Raw genomic sequence first — 24,079 nt, forward strand, 5'->3', positions numbered from 1 at the left:
TCAGCCGACCGACCCGCCAACACCCGCTGCGCGGCGATTTTCAGTTGCCGACCATTTCAAGGCGCGCCGCCGGCACATGGATACCAGCCCCCTGCACCACCAGACCGTCCGCCCTGGCGGTCCGGACCAGTTGCAAGTTGCCCAACCAACCGAACGGATGGGAAATGGCCGTGCCACCGACGCCGCCGCAAACGTCGGCATCGCCAGTGCAGAGCGTCCAGACATTGCCGCCTGGCAGCGGTGTGGGCAACGAGAGGGTGGTTGGCGCGGTCACAGACGCAACGCCGAGCACATAGTTGCCCGCATCCGCACCCTCAATCCCCAGATCAGACAGAGTCACCGCCTGGCGCAGATTGGCCACCGGCCCCCACGTCAACTGGCCCGCCTTCACCTTGACTTGGTCACCGGCCAGCGCATCCGTGTCGAGTGCAATGGAACCGGGGCGAAGATGCTTGTCGAAAGCAATTGACGCGGGTGCCGTGGCGATGAGTTGGCGCGGCGTGATCGACGCCTGCGTCTGCCACGAGGGTGCGTCCAGCACGTAGTTGCCGGCATCCTCGCCGGCCAACGCCCAGCCGCTGGCCGTCACGGTCTTGCCTTTGCCCGCGTTCTTGTCAGAGAAGTGACTGCTGCCGCCGGTCAACTGAATGCTGTCATCACCCAGCCGGTTGTCTTCGAATGTGATGGTGGCGTTGGTCCGGGCATCGTAGACCTTGTCCTGGGCCTTGATACTGACCTGGAGGGTCTTCGGTGTGATGGCGGCCCGCGTGGTCAACGGCGCATCCGAGACCACATAGTTACCAGCGTCCGCGCCTTTCACGGTGACCCCGGTGGCCGTCACGAGCTTGTCGCGCCCGGCGTTGCGGTCATCGAATTCGGCGGCGAGTGAGATGTTGAGCTGATCACCCGCCACGCGATCGTCACCGCCAGCCGTCATGGACGCCAGCGTGGTCCGGTCATAGACCTTGTCGAGCGCCTTCAGGTCGTTCAAGGAGAGTACCCGCCGGTCAATGTTGGCCGTCGTGGTCATCCCGCCAGCATCGACCAGATAGTTGCCGGCGTCGCTACCGGTCAGCGATACGCCGGTAATGCCGACCACCTTGCCGGCACCCGCATTCTTGTTATCGAAACTCCCGGTGGCGGCCACCCGCAGGTCGTCGCCATGGACCCGGTCATCTCCGCCGAAGGACACCTGGGCGTCACGGTTTCCGTCGTAAATCTTGTTGAGAGCCTTCAAGTCGCTCAAGGTCAGCCGACGCTGAGAAATGCTGGCGTCCGTGACGAGGCCAATGTGGCTCGTCACGTAGTTGTCGGCGTCGGCCCCGGAGAGCGAAACGCCGGTGATGCTGACGACTTTTCCGTTCCCGACGTTTTTCGTGTCGAAGCTGCCAGTGGCGGACACGCGCACGTCGTCGCCAACGAGTTGGTCGTTGCGACCGACGCTCACCAGGGCATCACGATTGCCATCGTAGACCTTGTCGAACGCCTTCAACTCACCCAGCGTCAGCTGACGTTTGGCGATGTCGGCCGTGGTCGTCAGGTTGCTTCTATCCACCACATAGTTGCCAGCATCGCTGCCCTCAACGACCAGTTGATCCACGCTGACTCGCTTGTTGATACCTGCGTTCTTCGTGTCGAAACTGGCCGTTGTAACGAAGCGCAAATCATCTCCATAAACTCGGTCGTCTGCGCCGACGGTCACCTTGGCATCCCGGGTGGCGTCATAGATCTTGTTCATCGCCGACAGCTCGCTCAGCGTCAACAGACGTTTTTCGATATTGGCCGTCGTCGTCAGGTTGCTTCTATCCACCACATAGTTGCCACTGTCGCCACCCTCGACGACGAGGTGATCCACGCTGACCCGCTTGTTGATGCCCGCGTTCTTCGTGTCGAAACTGCCCGTTGTAACGAAGCTCAAATCGTCCCCGGAAACCCGGTCGTCTGCGCCGATGGTCACCTTGGCATCACGGGTGGCGTCATAGATCTTGTTCATCGCCGTCAGCTCGCTCAGCGTCAACAGCCGCTTTGAGATCGTCGCCGATGTGGTGAGGCCGGCATAGTCCAGCTCATAGTTGTTGGCGTCATCTCCGCCCAAGGTCACGTGGCCAATGCTGACTGTCTTGTTGGCGCCCGCGTTCTTCGTGTCGAAACTGCCGGTCGCGTCAAAACGCAGGTCGTCGCCGTTGACCCGGTCGTCCCTGCCGATGGAGACCGCCGCGTCGCGGTTCCCGTCATAGACCTTGTCGAGCGCGGTCAGCTCGCCCAGGGTCAGGAGACGTTTGGTGATGCTGGCGCTGGTCGTCACGCCAGAGACATCCAGCTCATAGTTGCCCGCATCAGCACCCGACAGCGCACCATTCACCGTCACCGTCTTGTTGTTGGCGACATTCTTGTCGTTGAACGACGCATTGATCTGAACGCCCAGATCGTCGCCAGAAATGCGGTTGCCCAAACCTGCCGACGCGCTCGCAGTGGTGGTGCCGTCGTAGACCTTGTCAAGCGCGCTCACCTGGGTCAGGGTCAACTTCCTGCGGCTGATGTCGGCCACGCCTGTCACATCCAGCGCCTTATCGGCCTTCATCAGCGCGGAGGTACGGGAAGGCGTCGTTTCATCAAATCCGCTTAACAGCATCTGGCCTGCCACCGCCTTGCCATTGCCTGCATTCTTGTCAGCAAATGCCGCATCGGATGTCAGGACCAGATTGCTGAGACTGAGGTCCAGTGCATCCACAGAAAGGTTGCTCGCTGTCGCTGCGGTGGTTCCATCGTAGACCTTGCCGTCGATGGTTGCCGAGGCAACGAAGCGGCCCGACGCCACACTCAGATCGGAAGCCTTTACGTTCGCCAGCTTGATGGTGCCAGCACCGGACGCTGTTGTCGCGCCGCCCGCCATGGTGAACGTGGCGAGGCCATTCGTCGACAGCGCGGTACCTGCTCGCATGGCCAAGTTTCCTACACCTGCTTCACGCAGTGTGAGAAGGTCCTGGTCCTGCGCGTTGGCCGTCAGGTGCACCGACGCGTCCGCGCTGGCGATCGATGCGTCCACCAGCAATGAGCGTCCAGCCGTCAGCGCGAGGCTACCTTTGCCGCCAGTGGGCTGGGCCTGGGCCTGGGCCTGGGCCTGGATCGCCGAGCTGACAGTGAGGTCGTTGCCGGCGCGCAACTGCAGATCATGTCCTTCATGCAGCCAACCGGCGACCTGCGAACCCTTGAGCGAACTGGCGTTGTCAGCGCCCACCGTCAAATTCTTGGCGGTCAGCGTCAATGCGCCGCCGGCGCTCGGCGCATGGGATGCCTTCAGTATGCCGTCAGCCAGGTTCAACGCACCGCCCGAGCGGATATTCACCTTGCCGCCCAGGCCCTGATCCCGCCCAACAGCCATTACCGAGCCGTCCACGCTCACCGTGCTACCCGCGTTGAGACTCACCGTTCCGCCGTCTTGGCCCGACGCGGAGACCGCGCCCGACGACGCCAGATAGATGCCTTCTTCGGCATTCGCCTTGATGGTTCCTCCGCGGTTGCTATCGCCATTCGCCAACCATTCGCCGCCGATGTTGATGGTCTTTCCTTGAACCTCGACCGTGCCCCCGGAACTCCCACTGGAGGCATCCAGGGTGCCTCCAGCGCTGACGGTGCCGCCCGGGGCCGTCAGCATGACTTGCCCGCCAGGTCCATATCCCACGTTTTCCGCGCTCAGAATGCCGGATTGATTGATGACGGCGGCATTGAGCTGACTCAACCCCCGCGCCGAAAGGATCACCACGCCCCCACTGGCATAGGCACTGCCGCTATTGGTGATCGCAGCGTCCGCCGCGCCGCCGTTGATCTGCAACTTGACCGGACCGCCAAGCGCCAGCGTGACATCGCTGCCGGCCCCCATGGCCACCACACCGCCCTGCCCCGCGTGCACTGAGCCACTGTTGGTGACACTCTTTCCGATCAGTGCGACGTAGGCCGCTTCTCCAGTCGCGGAGGCGGAGATTGCGCCAGCATTTTCGACCGTCGCGGTCGAGCTGCCAGAAAAACGGAATTTGCCGCGCTGGAAATCATCATCCTTGATATCCAGGGTGGAGGCCACCAGACCGCCCACGTTCACACTGGCGCCGTTGCCAAACAGAACACCGTTCGGGTTGATCAGGAAGATTTGGCCGTTGCTGATCAGACTGCCCGCAATCGAGCTGCCTTCGGTCCCGGTGACCCTGTTCAAGGCCACGGACTTCGTGGTGGGCTGCTGGAAGGAGACCGAACTTGTTTTGTCAATGTTGAAGCTCGCCCAGTTGATGACGAGCTTGTCGACGTTCTGTTTGATCACCATCGAGTTCGCGGCCGTGTCGATGGTGGCATGGCTCGCCGTGAAGCTGGGATTGGTAGGCAGGGCAACCTGCGCCACCGCCTGACTCATCAGAGAGAGCGCAAACATCCCGCCGGCGCACGAGCTGGCGCTCAGGACGCTTCGCCGGGCCGCTACCCTGGGAGAAGGCAGCGGATAAGAAACGCGAGCATCGCTGATTCGATGGGGGGTAAGACGATTCATCGTATGGCCTTTCATGAAGAGAAATGAGAAAAGCGTTGGTGTCAGAGTCGATAGCCAAGGCTGACCCAGAACTGGATCGGGTTGCGGGAGGAGTCGGCGTCCGCGACCTGACTGTCCTTGCCGATGCGCCAGCCCGCCGTACCTTCCAGCTGCCAGGGGCCTTTCGACATGCGCAGGCCGATGCCCGCACCTGCCAAGGTGCGCTCATTGAAGCCCGGCGCCCACGGCTTGTGATTGAACTGGACATGTCCCGCATCGGCGAATACGAAGGGCTGGAAATCCCCCATGCGTCGGCGCAGTTCCACTTGCGCCAGGACACCGTCGTCGCCAGCGCCCTCAGACGCTGGCCAGGCGCGCACGCCCGAAGCACCACCCAGAACAAACTTCTTGGATGGGTCCAGATTTCGATCCGCCAGTTGCCCGGAGACATGGCCGTAGAGCGCCCACTCGCCCATGGGCCGAGAGGCCGAGGCATCAAAGCTGGTCAGCAGGTAAGTGCCGGCCGTGCGCGCGCTGTAGGCGTCAATCAGTTGTGAAGACTCGTCCCCCAATCGGGTCCGGCCCACTTCCGCCGAGAGACGTCCCCATAGGCTGCCGCCGCCAGCAAACCAGTGCGACATCTGAAGCGAATTGGTCCAGGCCACATTGCTGCGCCGGTCCTCCGTCTCGAACAGCCCTTGCCGGTTGGTGATGCGCTGCCCCTGGATGCCCGACTGCCACTCCGAGCGGTCACGCGTGGAGACCTGCAAGGGGATCGAGAATGTGGCGCCCAGGCTGGTGACCTTGCCACTGGCCTCGAGAATGTCGAATTCCTTGCCCAGTTGATATTCGCTGGTGCCGACCGACAGGTTGAGCCGCACGCCGCGCGCGCCCAGCGGTACACCATAGGACAGGCTGCCTTGCCCGCCGCCCTCATTGCTGGTGCCCGCAGCGAGACTCAGCCGATCCCCCAGCATCAGCAAGCGGTCCATGTACACGGTGCCCACCACCCGGGTTCGGCCCGCATAACGATTGCCGTAGTTATCGACACGCATCTCCCCGCCCCACCCGCGGGTGGGTGTCACCTCCACCGTCACGTCGGCGTCTCCGGGATTGGCACCTGGCGAAACGGTGGCTGCGGAGGCAACGCCGGGTTGCTCGGAGAGCAGCAGCATCTGTCTTTCCAGCTCGGGGCCGATGGGGCTTCCGGGCCGCAGCGGAGCCATCCACTTCGCGGCATCCGCAGCCAGGGCCCCCTGTGCCTGCACGCTGCCGTAGCGCCCTTCGACGACACGCACGTGCAACTCTCCGGTGCTGAGATCCTGCGGCGGCAGATACGCCACGGCGAACGGGCGCCCGGCCTTCTGCACGGCCGCCTGAACCACGGCGGCCACTTCCTTCATCTGTTTCAAGGTCAGGGGCTCATCCCCGACCAACGAGAAGTTTTCGTCCCATGCCTCCTGCGAGATCAAAGTACTGCCCTCCACCACCACACGGCTGATGGGAATGGCGCGCTCACGGCCGGTCGGGCCGTCCTTGGGCTGCATGCGGCCATCGGCAGGTCTCAGGATTTCGGCGGGGCGACGGGGTTCGGACGCGGGCGTCCGGTCCTGCTGCAACAGGCCTGCGTCAGGTGGCCGGACCTGAGCGTGCCCCAACCCTGCGGACCCGACCAGCACCAGCGCGGCCATGGCCGTCAGCCGGGGCTGGCGGCGAGATGGGAGGCGCCGCGTCGCTGCGGCAAGGGGCGCGACATGACCTGGCCGGCGTGTAGGGATAGTGAATTTCACGATAGTGACGCGCTGAGTTGTTGGAGTGCGCCATTCTTGAAACTCCCCCCCGGTTTGCCCAATCGCCTCCTTCAGCGAGAAGCCAAAGTCGCCCACCCCGTTTGAGTGAACGTCCCCCCAAGGCACAGCAGGAACTCCATCCAAAGTACGACGACGCAGTTCTCGCCCTCCCCCGCACGCCGGTTGCCCACACTCCCTACAATCCCACCAAGCCCCCTTCCGGGGCTGTCTTCATTTGTGCGCCATGCAGCTCTCCCCCATCGCCCCCGGCAAACGCTTTACTCAGCCCCGCCCGATCGGCTCCGCCGACGCCCTGCTGCTGGCCGCCTTTGTGCAGCAGCAACTGGCTGCGGGCCGGCTGACGGTGGTGGTCACCGCCGAGCCCGGCGACACACAGCGTCTTGAAGACGAGCTGAAGTTCTTCGCGCCCGGCCTGCGCGTGGCGGTGTTCCCGGACTGGGAGACACTGCCCTACGACAATTTCAGCCCTCACCAGGACCTGATCTCCGAACGGCTGGCCACGCTGTGGCGCCTGCTGCAGGCCAACGACAAGGCCGTGGCGGACCGCGACCTGGACGTCGTGGTGCTGCCGGCCACCACCGCCCTCACCCGGCTGGCACCGCCCTCCTTCCTGGCGGCCACCACCTTCAACTTCCGGCAGAAGCAGCGCCTGGACGAATCCGCGCTCAAGCAACAGTTGACCCTGGGTGGCTACCAGCACGTCAGCCAGGTGGTGTCGCCCGGTGAATACGCCGTGCGCGGCGGCCTGATTGACCTGTTCCCCATGGGTTCGACCGTCCCCTACCGTGTGGATCTGTTCGGTGACGAGGTGGACTCCATCCGTGTCTTCGACCCGGACAGCCAGCGCAGCCTCTACCCCGTGCCCGACGTGCGCCTGCTGCCGGGCCGCGAGTTCCCGATGGACGAGGCCTCACGCAAGGCCTTCCGGGCCCGCTGGCGCGAGAAGATGGACGGCGACCCCACCCGTTCGCGCATCTACAAGGACATCGACACCGGCCTGGCCACAGCCGGCATCGAGTACTACCTGCCGCTTTTCTTCGACCAGGTGGCCAGCCTGTTCGACTACCTGCCCGCCGAGGCCGGCGTGGTGCTGCATGGCGAGGTGGACGAAGCGCTGCAGCGTTTCTGGACGGACACACGCGAGCGCCATCGCTTCCTGCAGCACGATCCGGAACGCCCCATCCTGCCGCCCGAGGAAATCTTCCTCCGGCCCGAAGACTTCTTTGGTGCCACGCACCGCCACGCGGTGCTGTCGGTGCGCGGCCGCGAGGCGGTCGATTACGCCCGGCCGCTGCCGGATGTCAGCGTGGAGCGTGGCGCCCAGGAGCCATTGGCGCGCCTGTCCAGCCACCTGACGAGCACCTCGCACCGTGTGCTGCTGCTGGCCGAGAGCGAAGGCCGCCGCGAAAGCCTGCTGGAGTTGCTGCGCGACAACAAGATCGACCCACCGTCTGTCAAGGATCTGGCCGAGTTCCTGGCAGGCGATGAGCGCTTTGCCATCACGGCCGCGCCGCTGGCCGCCGGCTTCAGCTGGGTGAACCCAGCCATCCCCGGCCAGCCGATGGCCGCTGCCGGAACGGATGCCGAGCCGCGCATCCTCCAGCTCTTCACCGAAACCGAACTCTTTGCCACCACCCCGACCACGCGGCGCCGCCGCAAGCAGGAGCAAGTCAGTGACGTCAATGCACTGATCAAGGACCTCTCAGAACTCAAGGTCGGGGATCCGGTGGTGCACACCAGCCACGGCATTGGCCGCTACCTGGGGCTGATCAACATTGATCTGGGTGAGGGCCCCAGCGAATTCCTGCATCTGGAATACGCGGACAAGGCCACGCTGTACGTCCCCGTGGCCCAGCTCCACCTCATCAGCCGCTACACCGGCGTGAGCCCGGAGGAGGCCCCGCTGCACCGGCTGGGCTCCGGCCAGTGGGACAAGGCCCGGCGCAAGGCGGCCGAGCAGGTGCGGGACACAGCGGCGGAACTCCTCAACATCTATGCGCGCCGCGCTGCACGCGAGGGCCACGCCTTCCGTTATTCACCGCACGACTACGAGGCCTTTGCCGCGAGTTTCGGCTTCGAGGAAACGCCGGACCAGCGGGCCGCCATCCATGCCGTGATCCAGGACATGATCAGCCCCCGCCCCATGGACCGGCTGGTCTGCGGCGATGTGGGCTTTGGCAAGACCGAGGTGGCCCTGCGCGCCGCGTTCGTGGCGGTGATGGGCGGCAAGCAGGTCGCCGTGCTGGCGCCCACCACGTTGCTGGCCGAACAGCACTTCCAGAACATTGCGGACCGCTTCGGCCGATGGCCGGTGAAGGTGGCCGAGATGAGCCGCTTCCGCTCCGCCAAGGAGATCAAGGCGGCCATGGAGGGGCTGGCCGACGGCTCCATCGACATCGTCATCGGCACCCACAAGCTGCTTTCGGCCGACGTGAAATTCAAGCGCCTGGGCCTGCTCGTCATCGATGAGGAGCACCGCTTTGGTGTCCGCCACAAGGAGGCGATGAAGGCCATGCGCGCCGAGGTGGATGTGCTCACCCTCACCGCCACGCCCATCCCGCGTACGCTGGGCATGGCGCTGGAGGGTTTGCGCGACCTCAGCGTCATCGCCACCGCGCCGCAGCGGCGCCTGGCCATCAAAACCTTTGTACGCAGCGAACACAGCGGCACCATTCGCGAGGCCGTGCTGCGAGAACTCAAGCGTGGCGGCCAGGTCTACTTCCTGCATAACGAGGTGGAGACCATCGAGAACCGCCGCATGAAGCTGGCGGAACTGCTGCCGGAGGCCCGCATCGTTGTGGCCCACGGCCAGATGCCGGAGCGCGAGCTGGAACGTGTGATGCGTGAGTTCGTGGGGGGCAAGCACAACCTGCTGCTGTGCTCCACCATCATCGAAACCGGCATTGACGTGCCCAGCGCCAACACCATCGTGATCAGCCGTGCCGACAAGTTCGGCCTCGCGCAGCTGCATCAGCTGCGCGGCCGGGTCGGACGCTCGCACCACCAGGCCTATGCCTATCTGATGGTGCCGGACATCGAAGGCCTGACCAAGCAGGCCGCCCAGCGCCTGGAAGCCATCCAGAACATGGAAGAGCTGGGCTCGGGCTTCTACCTCGCCATGCACGACCTGGAGATTCGGGGTGCCGGTGAAGTGCTGGGAGAGAACCAGAGCGGCAACATGATGGAGGTGGGCTTCCAGCTCTACAACGACATGCTGTCCGAAGCGGTGCGCTCACTGAAGGCGGGCCGCGAGCCTGATCTTCTCAGCCCCCTCTCCGCCACCACCGAGATCAACCTCCATGCGCCCGCGCTGCTGCCCGATGCGTATTGCGGCGATGTGCATCAGCGCCTGTCGCTCTACAAGCGCCTGGCCACCGCCGACAAGGCCGACCAGATCGACGCCATGCTGGAGGAGATCACCGACCGCTTCGGCAAGCTGCCACCGCAGGGACAGACGCTGTTCGACACCCACCGCCTGCGTGTGCTGGCCAAGCCTTATGGCGTGCAAAAGATTGATGCGGCGCCCACCGTCATCAACATCAACTTCCGGCCCAACCCGCCCATCGACCCCATGCGGGTCATTGAGCTGGTGCAGAAGAACCGCAACATCAAGCTGGTGGGCAACGAAAAGCTGCGCATCGACAAGGCCCTGACCGACCCGAAGGACCGTGCCCATGCCGTGCGGGAGGTGCTCCGCCTGTTGGGGGCGCCGACCACCACGTCGGCCTGACCATCGCCGCCAGCAGCCCCCCTGCCCCTCATCCTCCTCTTCTCAATCCTGAGCCAATCCATGTCCGCCGAGCTGTCCCCCCTGGTCCTGCAGAACGTATCCACGCCGCTGCGCCTGAGCGATTTCCGCCTGGCCGCGTTCGACATGGACTCCACGCTGATCTCCATCGAGTGCATCGATGAAATCGCCGATGTGGCGGGCAAGAAGGCCGAGGTGGCCGCCATCACCGAGGCGGCCATGCGGGGCGAGATCACCGACTTCAAGGAAAGCCTGCGCCGCCGGCTGGCCTTGCTCAAGGGTGTGCCCGCCACGGCGCTGGACGAGGTACTGAGCCAGCGCCTGCGCTTCAACCCCGGCGCGCGTGAGCTCTGCGCGGCGCTGAAGGCGGCGGGTATCCAGCTGGTGCTGGTCTCGGGCGGCTTCACCTTCTTCGCCCGCCATGTGGCGGAACAGCTGGGCATGGACTTCATGCGCAGCAATGAACTCGAGATCGTGGACGGCCGGCTCACCGGTGGCCTGCGGATGCAGGACTGGGGCGACATCTGCGACGGTGAAGAGAAGCGCCGCATGATGCTGGCTTGTGCCCAGCAGATCGGTGCCACGGCGCAGCAATGCATCGCCGTGGGCGATGGCGCCAACGACCTGATCATGATGGGCGCGTCCGGCCTCTCCGTGGCTTATCACGCCAAGCCCAAGGTGCGGGCCCAGGCGATGGTGGCCATCCAGGACGGTGGCCTGGACCGCCTGCTCACCCTCTTCCAGTAAGGATTCAGCCGGCCGGGTGCACCGGGCCGGTGGCGACCACCACACCGTCCTCGTCCGCGTAGATCCATTCGCCGGGGCGCAGCCAATGGCCGTCGATCTGCACCGGCACGTCCTCGACGCCCTGCCCGCGGCGTTCTGTCGGCATCGGCACATGGCCCAGGGCGAAGATGCCCACGGCCGCGGCCTGGAGTTCCTGAAGGTCTCGCACGGCGCCATGAATCAGCAGGCCCGCCCAGCCATTCTTGGCAGCGCTGGCGGCCAGGTTGCCGCCCAGCAGCGCGCGGCGCAGGGAGCCACCGCCGTCCACCACCAGCACACGGCCGCCACCAAAGCTCTCCACCGCTGCCTTCACCAGCGAGTTGTCTTCCAGGCAGCGCACGGTGGCGATGGGGCCGGCAAAACGGACGCGGCCGCCGTAGCTGCGATAGCGGCTGCCGGGCAGCCAGCGGATGGCGCCACTGGTGTCCGCCTTGAGCGAATCGCAGAGATCACAGGTTGAGAAACCGATGCTGGACGAAGGGGTGGTCATCGAGAACTCCAAAGACTGGGACGAAGGCGCATTGAGCGCTTGGGCGAGGTGACCCGTGCGGGCGCAGCGAAGCACCGGCGCGGCGGGCCGGCTCGCAGAACCATCAGGACGCCGACACCTCGATGCGTTGATCGGCGAATTCCACCACCTGCCCGGCGCGGATCTTGGCGGTCTTGCGCAGCTCGGTAGCACCGTCCACGCGGACCTGGCCATCGCTGATGAGATGGCGCGCCGCGCCCCCGCTGTGGGCCAGGCCACAGGCCTTGAGCAGCTTGTCCAGCTCGATGAACTCGCCGCGCAGAGCGAAGGGGATGGCGGGGGCAGCAGATGTAGACATGCGCGTATTGTCCCCGAGCGCAGGGGATCTGTGCGTGGCGAATCGGTGCCGCATCAGCGGCGGTGCGTCATGCAGACGTTCCCTTGCGCTTCAGGGCAGCCTCCCGGATGTTGCTGAGCGTCGTCCGGCTGGTGGAGACCTCCACGGGCAGCTTGAGGTGGATCAGCGTGGGTTGCTGACTGCGCAGCGCCTCCCTCAAGGCCGGCTCCACCGCCTCGGTCTGCTCGGCGGTGTGGGCCGCCCATCCGTACGCCCGGGCCAGCGCCGCGAAGTCCGGGTTGTGCAGGTCGCTGCCGCTGGTGCGCCCGGGGTATTCGCGTTCCTGGTGCATGCGGATGGTGCCGTAGCTGCCGTTGTCCACCACGATGCTGATCAGCCGACGGGCCCCATGGGCCATGGCAGTGGCCATTTCCTGGCCGGTCATGAGGAAGTCGCCGTCACCCGCCAGATTCACCACCCAGCGCTCCTTCTGCAGGAGGCTTGCGGCCACGGCAGCGGGGAAGCCATACCCCATGGCGCCACTGGTGGGTGCCAGCTGGGTACGGCCGCCTTGATGAAGGGCACTGTAGCGATGGAAGCGGTGCAGCCAGCCGCTGTAGTTGCCAGCGCCGTTGGTGTAGATGGTGTCCGGCGGCAGCAGGCGGTTGAGCAGCTGGATGACGGTGGTCATGTCCATGGGCTGGACGGCGGTGCCCTGCTGATTGCGCTGGTAATCGGCATGCGCGGCGGAGGTCCATTCGGTCCAGGGGAAGGCGAAATGGTCCTCGGGGCGCAGCGTTTGCAGCGCCAGGGCGGCCACGCTCATGCTGGCCTGGATGACCTGATCGGCCGCGTAGACACGGCCCAGCTCTTCCGCGCCAGCGTGGATGTGCACCAGTTGTTGATGGGGGCGTGGCGGCTGCAGCAGTTCGTAGCCACCGGTGGTCATTTCTCCCAGGCGGGGGCCGAGGGCAATGATGAGGTCGGCATTGCGGACGCGATCCGCGAGTGCGGGGCTGATGCCGATGCCGACATCACCGGCATACAGGGCATCGCGATTGTCAAAAAGATCCTGCCGGCGAAACACACAGGCCACTGGCAGGTGCCAGGTGCGCGCGAAATGCTCGAGTGCGGCGCAGGCCTCCACCGTCCAGCCGCCGCCGCCCACCAGCACCAGCGGACGGTCCGCGCCTTCCAGGCGGGCCTGCAATGCCAGCAGGTCGGCGGGGGAAGGCCATGCCACAGCGGGGCTCACACGCGGCAGCACGGGGGCAGCGGTGAGCGTGGTGAGCATGTCTTCAGGCAGGGCCAGCACCACGGGACCGGGGCGGCCTTGCTGAGCGGTGTGAAAGGCACGGGCGAGGTACTCGGGCAGGCGGTCGGCATCCTGCACCTCGGCCACCCATTTGGCCATGCCGAGGGTGCCGGGGCCCAGCATCTGTCGGTAGTCAACTTCCTGGAAGGCTTCGCGGTCTCGCTGGTCGGAGGCGACCTGGCCGATCAACAGCACCAGCGGGGTCGAGTCCTGGAAGGCCGTATGCAGGCCAATGCTGGCATTGGTGGCGCCGGGTGCGCGGGTGACCAGGCAGACGCCGGGGCGGCCCGTGAGCTTGCCGGCGGCTTCGGCCATGAAGGCCGCACCACCCTCATGCCGGCACGCAATGAAGCGTATGCGGCCCTTGTGTTCATGGACGCCGTCCAATACCGCGAGAAAGCTTTCGCCGGGGACGCCGAAGATGGTGTCCACACCCTGCGCAATGAGGGCCTCAACGAGGGCGTGGCCGGCGAGACGCTCGCCAGGGATGCTGCTGGGGCGGAGGGGCATGCGACCCGACTTTAGCGAGTCGAGCAGGGAGTGCAAGACTTGGGTAGGTGACGCGGGGGCGGGGCATAGACTCGCCGACGCTGCGCTGATTCAGCAGGCTGTCTTCCCTCTCGACCAGGAACGTCGCCTCCAGAGGGTCCTCACCGACCGGGCTTACAAGCGCGGATCGGGAACCGAATTACCTGGCAGTACATGTCTACAAAAGCGCCAATCGCTGACGGCCTGATCGTCCAGGTAGACATCCGGCTTCGGAAGGAATGCGACGAAGCATCCCTCGACGCCGAGCTCCACTGCGGAGGCCTTCGCGTAATCCGCGCCGCCGGAGCTCCACAGGTAGAGCTGATCACCAGCCTCATGCATGGCCCGCACCTGCGCAACAACGGCGGGCATGGGAATTCGCTTCATGCCGACCGAGCGGATCAGTGTGTCATCAACATCAACAAAAACAATGCGTGGTCTCATGGAGCTGCCTGATGGATGGGCGGGGTCAAATCTGAAGTGCAACACCTGGGGAACCTCTGCATAACGCCTCGCGGCAGACGTAACGCCGCTTCGGGCGATTCGCAGCGTTGCAAATCCTCGCCATAGCGCCCGCTATGGCGAGGATTTGCGCCTTGCGCCCCATCCCCAATCAGGACCACCTCGGCTCGCGGGAGTTATGCAGAGGTTCCCGGGGAGTTGTTGCTTTGATCAGGGACTGTAGCTTGATGGGGATCGGCGGAACCCTTCATGAGTTGGGCGAGCAACCCGATCAGACACCCCTGACTCTCTGCGCCACCACTGCCCACAGCGGCCCGTCAGAATCCAACCGCGCAGCACGCCGAGCTGCAATGCAACGCTACATGCTCAAACGCTGCGCGGCGCTCGACGAGTCGCCCACTTCATGGGAATTGCGCCTGAGCTTTCTGCTCATGGTCGCCGGGCTGCGCCTCCAGCAATGCAGGAATCCGCCGCTGGTTACTCCCCTGCTGGCGCAGCGCTGCCAACGCCAATCGGTGCTCGGCCTGCAGTTGCTTGTGTCTCGTCGTCATCTTCACACCTCACCGGTTGGCAGGTGTTGCACTCCAGAGTTGAGACCGCCCCATCTGACGAACGCTCTAGATTATTTCGACGCAGAAATACTTCTTATCAAACGCGCAAGAAAGACAATGCGTTTTTTGCCATTAGTCGGGGCACATGAATCCACACAGGCTTCGTTATGGTGCACGGGGTGAGCACCCCAGAAGATAGTTAATGCCTGCGCCAATAGCCACGCTCTTCCGACCTTTTATCTCGGCCGCCCCTTGTCAATTGCGGGTTGCCGCAAAACGCTCATCTTTAGCACCACCCTTCGGAGGGGCTTACAACAAAGGATCGTGCAGTCCTAAATTCCGTTCGTCGCGTCGATTCGAGGCGTGATGCGAGTGATCCCCGTCGCACACCAGGGGTCAAAGAAGGAGTTTCTAAATGCAAGAAATGACCATGCAAGAAGTCGAAGCTGTTGCAGGCGGTCTGGACGCCTATACTGGCGCAGGCCTGATCCTGGGCCTGGCAGCGCTGCCTGCCGCCGGCACGATCGGTTTGGCAGTCGGCCTCGGCGCCGCGGCCGGTTTGGTTATCGCCAAGGTGATGTCCGAATAATCAAGAAGGGTGGGTCGCTCCCACCCGTTTTAAGATGAACTCGACGAGTTACTGGCGTAGCTTAGCTGCCAAGAGAATTTCGCCCGCTGCTCATCCTCGCGTCCTCAAAGGCGGAGAATTCGTTGCGCTGGATTCGGGCAGCTTGGAATCTCGATACGCAAACTGGAATCCGCTTGTTTCGGATCTGGTGGCAATGCCCGCCAGTTGCCGCGCACTGCCGCCACTGCGCGATCGTAAGGTGCGAGATCTCATTCGGAGAAAGACGTCCCGGAGTTATGCGATCCTGGGTATAGGATGGCTGGCTCTTGCGGCCTTCGCGCTGCTAGTCCCCGTATGGAAACATAAGGCACCCGGCCTACTCCCCCTTGCGCTGCTCGCACTAGGTTCATTTTTGCTATCCGAAGCCACGTTGATTCGAAAAGGGCGGCCACTGCTCTTTGAAAGAGGCCTGTTCTTCCAAAGCCTTCGGAGTAACGCCAAGGTTCGTGCGGTAGTTTGGGCTTCGACCCTGGTATTAGGCATTATTTTCGCGACGCAGCAGTGGCTCGAAGCAGAATTAGGCAGTGAAGCCGTTCTTGTTAATTTTGCGATGGTGCGTGGGAAACTCATGGAGCACCCATTAACATGGCTGAGCGGCCCCCTCATGCATGGCAGCGTCACGCACTTTTCAAGTAACCTGCTGCTTCTTTCAATAGTACTCGCCATTGCAGTCACCGTCGTCAGGTTTAGGGCGCTTGTAGCCTTATTCGCGGTCGCAAATGCCGCTGGCGGCGCGATTCAGCTGCAATACGGGGGGGCCGGGTATCAAGCCTATATAGGAATATCCGCCGGAGTTTTTTCGCTCTACTTCCTCGTTATTTTTTTAGCGAGCTTGAGGCCGCGTGCGTTCCCCCTTGGACTCCAAAAGGCTCTACTCAGTACGGCGGTCGCCTCAATCTGTCTTTCGGAGGTTTTTTCTCCTTCGGCTGCAACGCTGGCGCACATGGCCGGTGCCATCATTGGCCTTATATCAGGCGCGGTGCTGTTCCAGGTCAGCAAACCCTCGTCCGCCTGGCGAGGGGAGACGCTGCTGGGCTGAAAAAGGTCCGCACAGAGCCGCCGAATACGGCGGTCAGACTGTGAAAGGCCGCTACTCGTAGCCGCGTGACAAGCGACAGCTGTTGCACGGGTCTTCGTGGGGCAACTCGAATCAAGATGCCCGCGAATGCGCGGGGATGCAGACGGTCCTTAAGAGCTTAAGAGGCACTCATGTTTAGACGAGAGGCTCTCGAGGGAGCGGCAACCCGGCTCCATGGCCGGATCATTCTGCCGGCCCACCTTGGGCATCATCTATTAACTGCCCTGTATGGGTCAGTGGCTGTGGCCATTGTGCTGATCCTTGCATTCGGCTCGGTCACCAAGAAGGCGGTGCTGCAAGGCGCTGTCATGCCCGCGGGCGGCGTGGTGCGCATTGTGGCACCCGCCACCGGCATCATCGTCAGCGACGGCATTGCTCAAGGTGAGCGGGTACGACGCGGTGCGGCGCTTTTCCACATCCTGTCCGCGCAGCGGGACATGGACGAGCAGAATCCCAATGCCAATGTCGGTCGGCTCTTGATTGATCGCAGGGCAAGTCTGCAGCAGGATCGTGAACGGCTGCTTCGCCTCACCACCGAGAAAGACGCGGCGCTCGGCCGGCGCGTCACGGAGTTCAAGGCCGAGGAGCTTCAAATCGAGGACCAGATCGCTCTCCAGAGATCCAGAGTGAGGCTCCTAGAAGATTCCTTGAAGCGCACCCAAAATCTGGTGGCAGCAAACTTCCTCTCTCCGGCTCAGGCAGACACACAGCTTGCGCAACTCATCGAACAAAAGCAGCGTCTGACGGAGCTTCTACGGGCCAGGTCTCAGACACAACGCGAGCAAGCTGAGGGCTTGGCCGAAAGGACTCAACTGCAAATTCAGGCGCAGCGCGACGAGGCGTCGATCAGTCGAAGCATTTCGTCCTTGGAGCAGGAGACGGAAGAGAACCGTAGCCGCAAAGGTGCCTCAGTGGTGTCGCCGCTAGATGGAGTGCTAGCCACCCTGATGGTCAGCCCCGGCCAGCATGTCACTGCTGGGACGGTAGTGGCAGCAATGGTTGGAACAGATATCACCTTCGAGGCCGAGCTTTATGCGCCATCACGGTCGGTCGGATTTTTGCAGCCTGGTTTACCGGTCCTGTTGCGATATCAGTCGTTCCCCCATCAGAAGTTCGGGCAGTACAGGGGAAAGATTCTGGACGTAGCGACCACCGCATTGCGCCCAGAGGATTACCAAGCCAACGGGCTCCCTGCACCCGCCTCGGCGGACATGCTCTACAGGGTGCGCGTGACGCTCGAGAGCCAGGCAGTTCAAGCCTACGGGAAATCGGCGCCTTTGCAGGCAGGCATGGCATTGGAAGCCACCGTCGTTCTGGAAGACCGGAAGATCTACGAATGGATTCTCGATCCGATATTTTCAATGACAGGACGATTGTGAGCGAAGCATGATGGCCCTGTTGAATCTGAATTTCTGGCAGCGCCAATCTCTGCCAATCATTCTTCAAACCGAATCGGCCGAGTGCGGGTTGGCATGCCTCTGCATGATTGCCTCGTTCTGGGGACGGCGAATGGACCTACGCACGCTACGGTCCCGCTACCCGGTGTCGCTCAAGGGCGCCACTTTGAAGCAGCTGATGAGTACCGCAAGCGAAATCCAGTTGGTTTCAAGGCCCCTGAAGCTGGACATGAGCTATCTACCTTCATTAAAGACTCCATGCATCCTCTTCTGGGACTTGAACCATTTTGTGGTGCTCAAGGAGGTCCGTCGCCAAGCAGCCGTTATTCACGATCCCCGCATCGGAAGCCGAACGCTTACGCTTGACGAGGTGTCGTCGCACTTCACTGGAGTGGCCCTCGAGCTTAGTCCGACGTCGGATTTTCATTCAAAGGACGAGCGTCAGTCCGTCACCCTCAGATCGCTGATTGGAAATGTCACGGGCCTGAAGCGAGGGCTTGCGCAGACCCTCGTTCTGGGGGTGTCATTGCAGGTCTGTGCCCTGGTTTCGCCGTTCTACATGCAATGGATGGTGGACGAGGCCCTTGTCGCCCAGGACCGTGATCTCGCCGCGGTGCTTGCGCTCGGATTCCTGGCCCTGCTAGCTACTCAGTCACTCATGACGGCGTTTCGAAGCTGGCTCATTTCGCTGCTGGCGGCGAACTTCAATTTCCAGTGGCTCGGCAACGCGTTTTCACACCTGATGCTTCTGCCGCTATCGTATTTCGAAAAGCGGCACCTCGGCGACATTGTTTCCAGGTTCGGTTCAATCCAGACAATTCAAAAGTCCATCACCACACAAGCGATAGAGGCCGTTGTGGACGGGATATTGGTGACTTGCGTTGCCACCCTGATGCTGCTGTACAGTCCCGCGCTGACGGTGGTTTCCTGCCTCACCGTCGCCGTATACGCCACAATACGTTCGCTGTTGTTCCGCTCCATGCGCGCGGCGACAGCCGAGCAAATTCTGCACGCTGCCAAGCAGCAGACCCAGTTACTGGAGTCCGCTAGAGGGGTTCAGGCCATACGCCTGTTTGATAAGGTCGAGGAGCGGCGCGCGAGTTGGCTCAGCGCACTTGCTGATCAAACCAACGCTGAACTGCGAATCTCTCGACTGACGGTGTCTTACCAAGCTGGTAACAACATACTGTTTGGCGCTGAGCGCATCGGCATCATCTGGTATGCAGCCGTTCTGGTGATGCAGGGACAGCTGTCCGTTGGCATGATGCTTGCGTTCTTGAGCTACAAGGACCAATTCAGTCAACGTATCGCGTCCCTGGTCGATAAAGCCTTCGACTTCCGCATGATGCGTCTGCATGCCGAGCGCGTGGCCGATATCGTGCATACGGCACCGGAACGGATGCTAGCCGTCACTCAGGTCGCGAGCATTGATTACGCCAGCGCCGACGTGGAGTTCCGAAACGTGAGCTTTAGATACGGGGTTGGAGAGGCGCCGGTGCTTGACGGCATCAGTTTGACGATCAAGGCAGGCCAAAGCGTGGTGTTCACCGGGCCATCCGGGTGCGGGAAAACGACCTTGGTGAAACTGCTTCTAGGTCTGCTGGAGCCCTCCGAGGGAGAGATTTTGGTGGGCGGGGTACCTCTGAATCGCGCTGGTTTGCAACGCTGGCGCGCCGCCGTCGGCGCCGTGATGCAAGAGGACGGATTGTTTGCCGGGTCTATCGCGGACAACATCTCGTTCTTCGATGCCGAGTCTTCAGCGGAGCGAGTCGCGGCAGCGGCCAAAAGAGCATCGCTTCATGCTGAGATCGCCTCCATGCCCATGGCATACAACACGTTGATTGGAGATCTTGGATCCGGTCTCTCCGGCGGGCAGCGGCAGCGTCTATTGCTGGCAAGGGCTTTTTACAAGGATCCCAGAATTTTGGTACTCGATGAGGCCACCAGCCATTTGGATATTTGGAATGAGCAGGCTGTCAACCAGTCGATTCAGCAGGCGAGGTTGACACGCATCATGGTGGCGCACCGCCCAGAGACCATTACGATGGCTGAGCGAGTCGTCGTGCTTCATGCTGGGAAGGTGCTAGAGGACGTTATTCGAGACCAACAGCCGGCCGTCATGGAGCCAGGGTTGCATGTGGCAAGCTGAGAAGCGCCTGCGGGCCCTTCCTTCAACGTCCACATTGGCGACATCGCAAGCCGCAGCTATATGCGTTGATCACCGGTTTCGGCTTTCATGAGCGCGTATCGCTGCGGGTGCCACTCGCCGGAGGGGTACTGCCCCCCAACTTTGGCCCTCGGGCGGGTTTGAACACGCACCAGCGTTTGCACCCGTCGTGGCGAGAGGTTCCAACGCCGCAGGCTGCTGAAACGCACATGAAACGCCCAGATTTGACAATGGGTCCAACGGACCCCAACCCGCTCACGCGTTGGACATTTGGGGGGCATTGCCTGCCACGCCTGGAGCCCAGTTTGAACTTCTCGTCGTCTGAAAGTCTCTTCGAGGCACTGTCCAAATCACTCGACCATCCCTCGGACCTCCCGGCTGCGCTGAGCCGTCGCCGCCTGGTACAGGGCCTGGTGGCGGCCCCGTTCATCTCTGGCCTTTCCGGGCTTTCAGCCTGCGGCGGCAAGGCACATGAGAAGGATGCGGACGCGAGCGATCCCAACACCGGCGGCTCCGACACCACACCACCCGTGAGCGTGAGCCTGGACAACCAGGTGGAAGACACCACATTGCCCACCGTCTCCACGCTGGTTCACCCAGGCCTGCTTCACACCCAGGCTGACTTTGTGCGCATGCGGGAAAAGGTGGCCGCTGGCGCCAGCCCCTGGATCGAAGGCTGGAATGCCCTGCTGGCCAGTGGCTATGCGTCGGCCACGGCCACACCGCGCCCCTTGGCCACGGTGATTCGCGGTGGCGACGGCAGCAACTTCGCGCAGATGTACATCGACATCGCGCGCACCTATCAGCTTGCGCTGCGCTGGCAGGTCACGGGCGACACGCTTTACGCTGACAAGGCGGTCGAGTTCCTGAATGCCTGGTCGTCCACGATGACCGCACTCACCGGCAATGCGGACCGCTTCCTCGCTGCAGGCATCTACGGCTATGAATGGGCCAATGCCGCAGAACTCATGCGCAGCTATCCGGGATGGGCGGCAGCGGACATCCAGTCCTTCCAGAACCTCTTGTCCGGCATCTTCTATCCCCTCTCCCACGATTTCCTGATCAACCACAACGGGTCGGAGATCACCAACTACTGGGCCAATTGGGACCTCTGCGCCATCTCGGCCATCTTCGCGATTGGCGTCTTCTGCGACAAACCCGACTACTGCAACGAGGCGCTTGCCTACTACACCGGTGGCAGAGGCAACGGCAGCGCTGCACACAACGTGTATGTGCTCCATCCCGGGCATCTGGGCCAATGGCAGGAAAGTGGCCGCGACCAGGGCCATTCCACGCTGGGCATTGCATTGGTGGGCGCGCTCGCTGAAATGGCCTGGAACCAAGGCATCGACCTGTATGGCTTCCGGAACAACCGCCTGCTGGCGGGCGCCGAATACGTGGCCAAAACCAACTTGGCGGACGCCGCCGGCAACACCTATGTGGTGCCCTACGCCCCCTACGCCAACCGGCAAGGTCAGACCACGGACATCTCCAGCAGCGGACGCCCTTTCTACCGGCCGTGCTGGGAGTCCGTCTACAACCACTACACCAAGCGCAAGGGCCTTGCGGCCCCCTGGGTGACGGCGATGACGCTGGGGCATCAACCAGAAGGAAACACGGCCGGCGACCAACTCGGTTTTGGCACGCTCTCGTTTTCTCGTGATGCGTATGCCGAGGCCCTGGCGCCCAGCGGGTTGCGGGGATGCCTGCGTGAAGGGCAGGTGCTGCTGTCCTGGTGGGGGTGCACCACGGCCACCAGCTACAAGGTCAAGCGTGCTGCGTCCGCATCGGGGCCGTTCACCACCATTGGCAGCGTGACGGAGTTGCTCACCTATCCCGATGCCGTGGCCAACGGCACCTGGTATTACGCGGTCAGCGCCGTCACGCCGTCCGGAGAGACGGCAGATTCGAAGGCGATCCGGATCGTCACTCCGGTCGAAGCGCGTGTGGTGCTGCCGCTGACAGGGAACGCGAATGACACCAGCGGGGCGGGCAGCCATGGCACGCTCAATGGTGGCACCGCATGGGGTGCCGGCCGGGGTAGCGCCCAAGCATTGCAACTGGACGGTACCAACGGCTACCTCTCTCTGCCCAACGGCATCATGGCCGCGCTTGGGGACTTTTCCATTTCGACCTGGGTCTACTGGAACAGTGCCGTCCCATTCACACGCGTGTTTGACTTCGGAAGCAGTGACATCGCGTATCTGGCGCTGATACCGAAAGACGGCGCAGGTGTCATGCGATGCACATTGACGGGCACCACCGGCTGGGGTGAGCAGAGCATCGTGGCCTCCTCCGCACTACCCACGGGCCGTTGGGTTCACGTTGCCGTGACCTTGTCAGGCACGGTAGGCAAGCTGTACCTGGACGGGGCTGAAGTGGGTAGCGGAAGCGGCATCACGTTCGCGCCATTCCAGATGGGAACCACCGTTCAGAACTGGATCGGCCGTTCGCAATATGCGGCGGACCCCTTCTTCAACGGCAGACTGCAGGACTTCCGGATCCACGCGGGGGCGTTGACGGCGGCCGATGTCGCGGCGATGGCGGCCGTGGCAGCAGGCTGAACGCGAAAGGCCTGCGCAGCGGCTCTGGTCCGGGCTTAGACCCAAGCTTGAACTCCAGGGCACCGGCCACGCGCACTGCCGCAACAAGCCTCTACGGCTTCAGGAACTCGTTCTCCACCCACGCGGAGGCACTCGCCTCGCTCAGCCGGAAACTGGCCGGCACGCGGACCTGGGCGATCTGTTCGCCCTCGTCGTTAACGGCGCTCAGCAGCGCGTAGGGGTTGTCCTCATCGGGCACGATGTCCAGCAGGACCTGGATACGACCCGAGGCGGTATCCAGCTTGAGGCTCTTGTGCAGCTTGGCATGCAGTTGCTGCTCATGGCGACGCAAGACCTCGGAGGCCGTCTTCACCAGCGTGTGGAAGGCGGCAGCATCCAGCGGCTTGGGGTTCTTCTTGTCCCGGCCCATGGTCCAGGGGCCGACCAGTGCGGGTTCGGCCTGCCCTGCCAGCGTCATGGCCACAGCCCAGCCATCGTCGTCTTCATTCTTGATCACCTGTGCGGTCCAGCGCTCATCTCGCCACAGCCGTGGCTCCTGGATGGTGGTGACTTCGTCGTCGGAAAGATTCGTACTCATGCTGGGGAAGGTAACACGTCCGGTTGTGGCCCACCGTGCGGCTCGAGTGAGCCCCACGGTGCGCTATTCGTAGTACTTGCCCGCCAACAGCACATCCGCCATGCGCCGCCACGGGTTGGCAGGCTTCTCGTAGCGAGGCAGCCCATGGGTGGATGCTTGACCCCAGGTGGCCGCTGCATCAAGAAACGCACCCAAGGTGCCGTTCTCCCAGCCCAATCCCTCGGACCCATACGGATTGGAGGGCTGCCCGGTCTCGGCGTCGTGGTCCGCCCCCCAGTCAGTCGCCAGTGCGGCCAGGAAGCGCAGAAATCCCGCTTCGTCCTCGACCTTCTCGGCCAGTGCATGCAAGTCCATGGTCATCGGTGTTCGTCCTTTCGCGCAGCATCATCGCGCGGGGCCGCGCCGGGGTGGATCACCCGGGAGAGCCTTGTTGTGGTCCATACACACCCGCATGGGAGAGTGGCGAGCCGGCGGCGCCCCACGTAAACGTGACTCGCAACGGCACGGATGCTACTGTATAAACAGACAGCAAATGAGGCCCTACCCTTCATTGCCAGCCACGCATCGGCCTGATGGGCGCCGAAACCCTGTCCCCCTCCAGAGAACTGCCCGCCATGACGCATCACCGCCCCCGTCGAGCACTGTGTTCCTTCGCCTTGGTGGTGGCTGGCCTGCTCGCTCAGGCTGCCATCGCCGCCGAAGCGCCCCCCACCCTTTCACCCGCCGCCACCATGACTCAGACCGCCAAAGGCACCTTCGAAGTCCAACTCAACAATGCGCCCGCAGCTGAAGGCACGGAGGCCGCCAAGATCGGCCGCATGTCAATACGCAAGCAATTGCACGGGGACCTGGAAGGCACCAGCCTCGGTGAGATGCTGGCCGTTCGGTCATCCGTTGCAGGGTCAGCTGGTTATGTCGCGATGGAACGCGTCGAAGCCACACTGGCCGGGCGCACCGGCAGCTTCGTGCTGATGCATCTCGGTGAAATGAACCGCGGCCAGCAGCGCTTGACGGTGCAGGTGATCCCCGACTCCGCCACCGGAGAACTGGTCGGCCTGAGCGGCACCTTCAGCATCGACATCAAGGACGGCAAGCACTTCTACGAGTTCCGCTATCAATTGCCGACGCACTGAGTCCTGAGTTGCAGC

At 63.1% G+C, this 24,079-nt stretch carries 17 protein-coding genes; 8 read left to right on the forward strand and 9 right to left on the reverse strand.

Annotation, left to right across the window (positions count from 1 at the left end; translation table 11 throughout):
- Nucleotides 1–40 precede the first annotated feature (40 nt).
- On the reverse strand, nt 41–4,420 hold the full coding sequence (locus BMY53_RS01955) for a YDG domain-containing protein (RefSeq protein ID WP_177200671.1): 4,380 nt from the start codon (nt 4,418–4,420) through the stop codon (nt 41–43).
- Nucleotides 4,421–4,575: 155 nt separating this feature from the next.
- On the reverse strand, nt 4,576–6,204 hold the full coding sequence (locus BMY53_RS01960; protein ID WP_092943072.1) for a ShlB/FhaC/HecB family hemolysin secretion/activation protein: 1,629 nt from the start codon (nt 6,202–6,204) through the stop codon (nt 4,576–4,578).
- 343 nt (nt 6,205–6,547) lie between these two features.
- Here BMY53_RS01960 and mfd point away from each other — a divergent pair, with 343 nt between their 5' ends.
- Nucleotides 6,548–10,054 carry a transcription-repair coupling factor gene (gene mfd, locus BMY53_RS01965; RefSeq protein WP_092943074.1) on the forward strand — a complete coding sequence of 1,169 codons (3,507 nt, stop codon included), beginning with the start codon at nt 6,548–6,550 and terminating at the stop codon, nt 10,052–10,054.
- A gap of 60 nt (nt 10,055–10,114) precedes the next feature.
- Entirely contained in the window at nt 10,115–10,819 is a 705-nt protein-coding gene (serB, locus tag BMY53_RS01970) for a phosphoserine phosphatase SerB (RefSeq protein WP_092943076.1), read from the forward strand.
- 4 nt (nt 10,820–10,823) lie between these two features.
- On the opposite strand, the gene rraA is transcribed toward serB, so the two are convergent.
- From rraA to BMY53_RS25815, 5 genes are all read right to left on the reverse strand, one after another.
- Nucleotides 10,824–11,348, reverse strand: a complete 525-nt coding sequence (gene rraA / locus BMY53_RS01975; protein WP_092943078.1) for a ribonuclease E activity regulator RraA — start codon at nt 11,346–11,348, stop codon at nt 10,824–10,826.
- Nucleotides 11,349–11,451: 103 nt separating this feature from the next.
- On the reverse strand, nt 11,452–11,685 hold the full coding sequence (locus BMY53_RS01980; RefSeq protein WP_092943080.1) for an RNA-binding S4 domain-containing protein: 234 nt from the start codon (nt 11,683–11,685) through the stop codon (nt 11,452–11,454).
- A gap of 67 nt (nt 11,686–11,752) precedes the next feature.
- A complete protein-coding gene (locus tag BMY53_RS01985; RefSeq protein WP_092943082.1) occupies nt 11,753–13,489 on the reverse strand; it encodes a thiamine pyrophosphate-binding protein in 1,737 nt (578 codons plus the stop codon).
- A 153-nt stretch (nt 13,490–13,642) separates the two neighbouring features.
- Nucleotides 13,643–13,951, reverse strand: coding sequence for a DUF705 domain-containing protein (locus BMY53_RS01990; protein WP_092943084.1), 309 nt, complete (start codon nt 13,949–13,951; stop codon nt 13,643–13,645).
- A gap of 419 nt (nt 13,952–14,370) precedes the next feature.
- The gene (locus BMY53_RS25815; RefSeq protein ID WP_177200672.1) at nt 14,371–14,520 is read right to left on the reverse strand and encodes a hypothetical protein; all 150 of its coding nucleotides are present in this window, start codon (nt 14,518–14,520) and stop codon (nt 14,371–14,373) included.
- Nucleotides 14,521–14,935: 415 nt separating this feature from the next.
- Here BMY53_RS25815 and BMY53_RS25820 point away from each other — a divergent pair, with 415 nt between their 5' ends.
- The 5 genes from BMY53_RS25820 (at nt 14,936) to BMY53_RS02010 (ending at nt 22,354) form a co-directional block, all read left to right on the forward strand.
- Nucleotides 14,936–15,109: a hypothetical protein gene (locus BMY53_RS25820; protein ID WP_177200673.1), complete on the forward strand. Its 174-nt coding sequence runs from the start codon at nt 14,936–14,938 to the stop codon at nt 15,107–15,109.
- A 34-nt stretch (nt 15,110–15,143) separates the two neighbouring features.
- Nucleotides 15,144–16,187 (forward strand): rhomboid family intramembrane serine protease, encoded by a 1,044-nt coding sequence (locus BMY53_RS01995; protein ID WP_092943086.1) that lies wholly within the window; start codon nt 15,144–15,146, stop codon nt 16,185–16,187.
- Nucleotides 16,188–16,357: 170 nt separating this feature from the next.
- The gene (locus BMY53_RS02000; protein WP_092943088.1) at nt 16,358–17,605 is read left to right on the forward strand and encodes an HlyD family secretion protein; all 1,248 of its coding nucleotides are present in this window, start codon (nt 16,358–16,360) and stop codon (nt 17,603–17,605) included.
- Nucleotides 17,606–17,612: 7 nt separating this feature from the next.
- Nucleotides 17,613–19,772 (forward strand): peptidase domain-containing ABC transporter, encoded by a 2,160-nt coding sequence (locus BMY53_RS02005; protein WP_092943090.1) that lies wholly within the window; start codon nt 17,613–17,615, stop codon nt 19,770–19,772.
- Nucleotides 19,773–20,095: 323 nt separating this feature from the next.
- Nucleotides 20,096–22,354: a LamG-like jellyroll fold domain-containing protein gene (locus tag BMY53_RS02010; RefSeq protein WP_255369989.1), complete on the forward strand. Its 2,259-nt coding sequence runs from the start codon at nt 20,096–20,098 to the stop codon at nt 22,352–22,354.
- Nucleotides 22,355–22,445: 91 nt separating this feature from the next.
- Here the strand turns inward: BMY53_RS02010 and BMY53_RS02015 are convergent, their stop codons facing one another.
- Together BMY53_RS02015 and BMY53_RS02020 are read right to left on the reverse strand one after the other, a co-directional pair.
- On the reverse strand, nt 22,446–22,931 hold the full coding sequence (locus BMY53_RS02015; protein WP_092943094.1) for a hypothetical protein: 486 nt from the start codon (nt 22,929–22,931) through the stop codon (nt 22,446–22,448).
- A gap of 63 nt (nt 22,932–22,994) precedes the next feature.
- Complete coding sequence (locus tag BMY53_RS02020) at nt 22,995–23,291, reverse strand: DUF7660 family protein (RefSeq protein ID WP_092943096.1); 297 nt, start codon at nt 23,289–23,291, stop codon at nt 22,995–22,997.
- A 212-nt stretch (nt 23,292–23,503) separates the two neighbouring features.
- Between BMY53_RS02020 and BMY53_RS02025 the strand changes: the two genes are divergently transcribed.
- The gene (locus BMY53_RS02025) at nt 23,504–24,064 is read left to right on the forward strand and encodes a DUF3224 domain-containing protein (protein WP_310732092.1); all 561 of its coding nucleotides are present in this window, start codon (nt 23,504–23,506) and stop codon (nt 24,062–24,064) included.
- The last annotated feature ends 15 nt before the right edge of the window (nt 24,065–24,079 follow it).

This window comes from Roseateles sp. YR242 (genome assembly GCF_900109745.1).
Taxonomy (GTDB): Bacteria; Pseudomonadota; Gammaproteobacteria; order Burkholderiales; family Burkholderiaceae_C; genus Roseateles.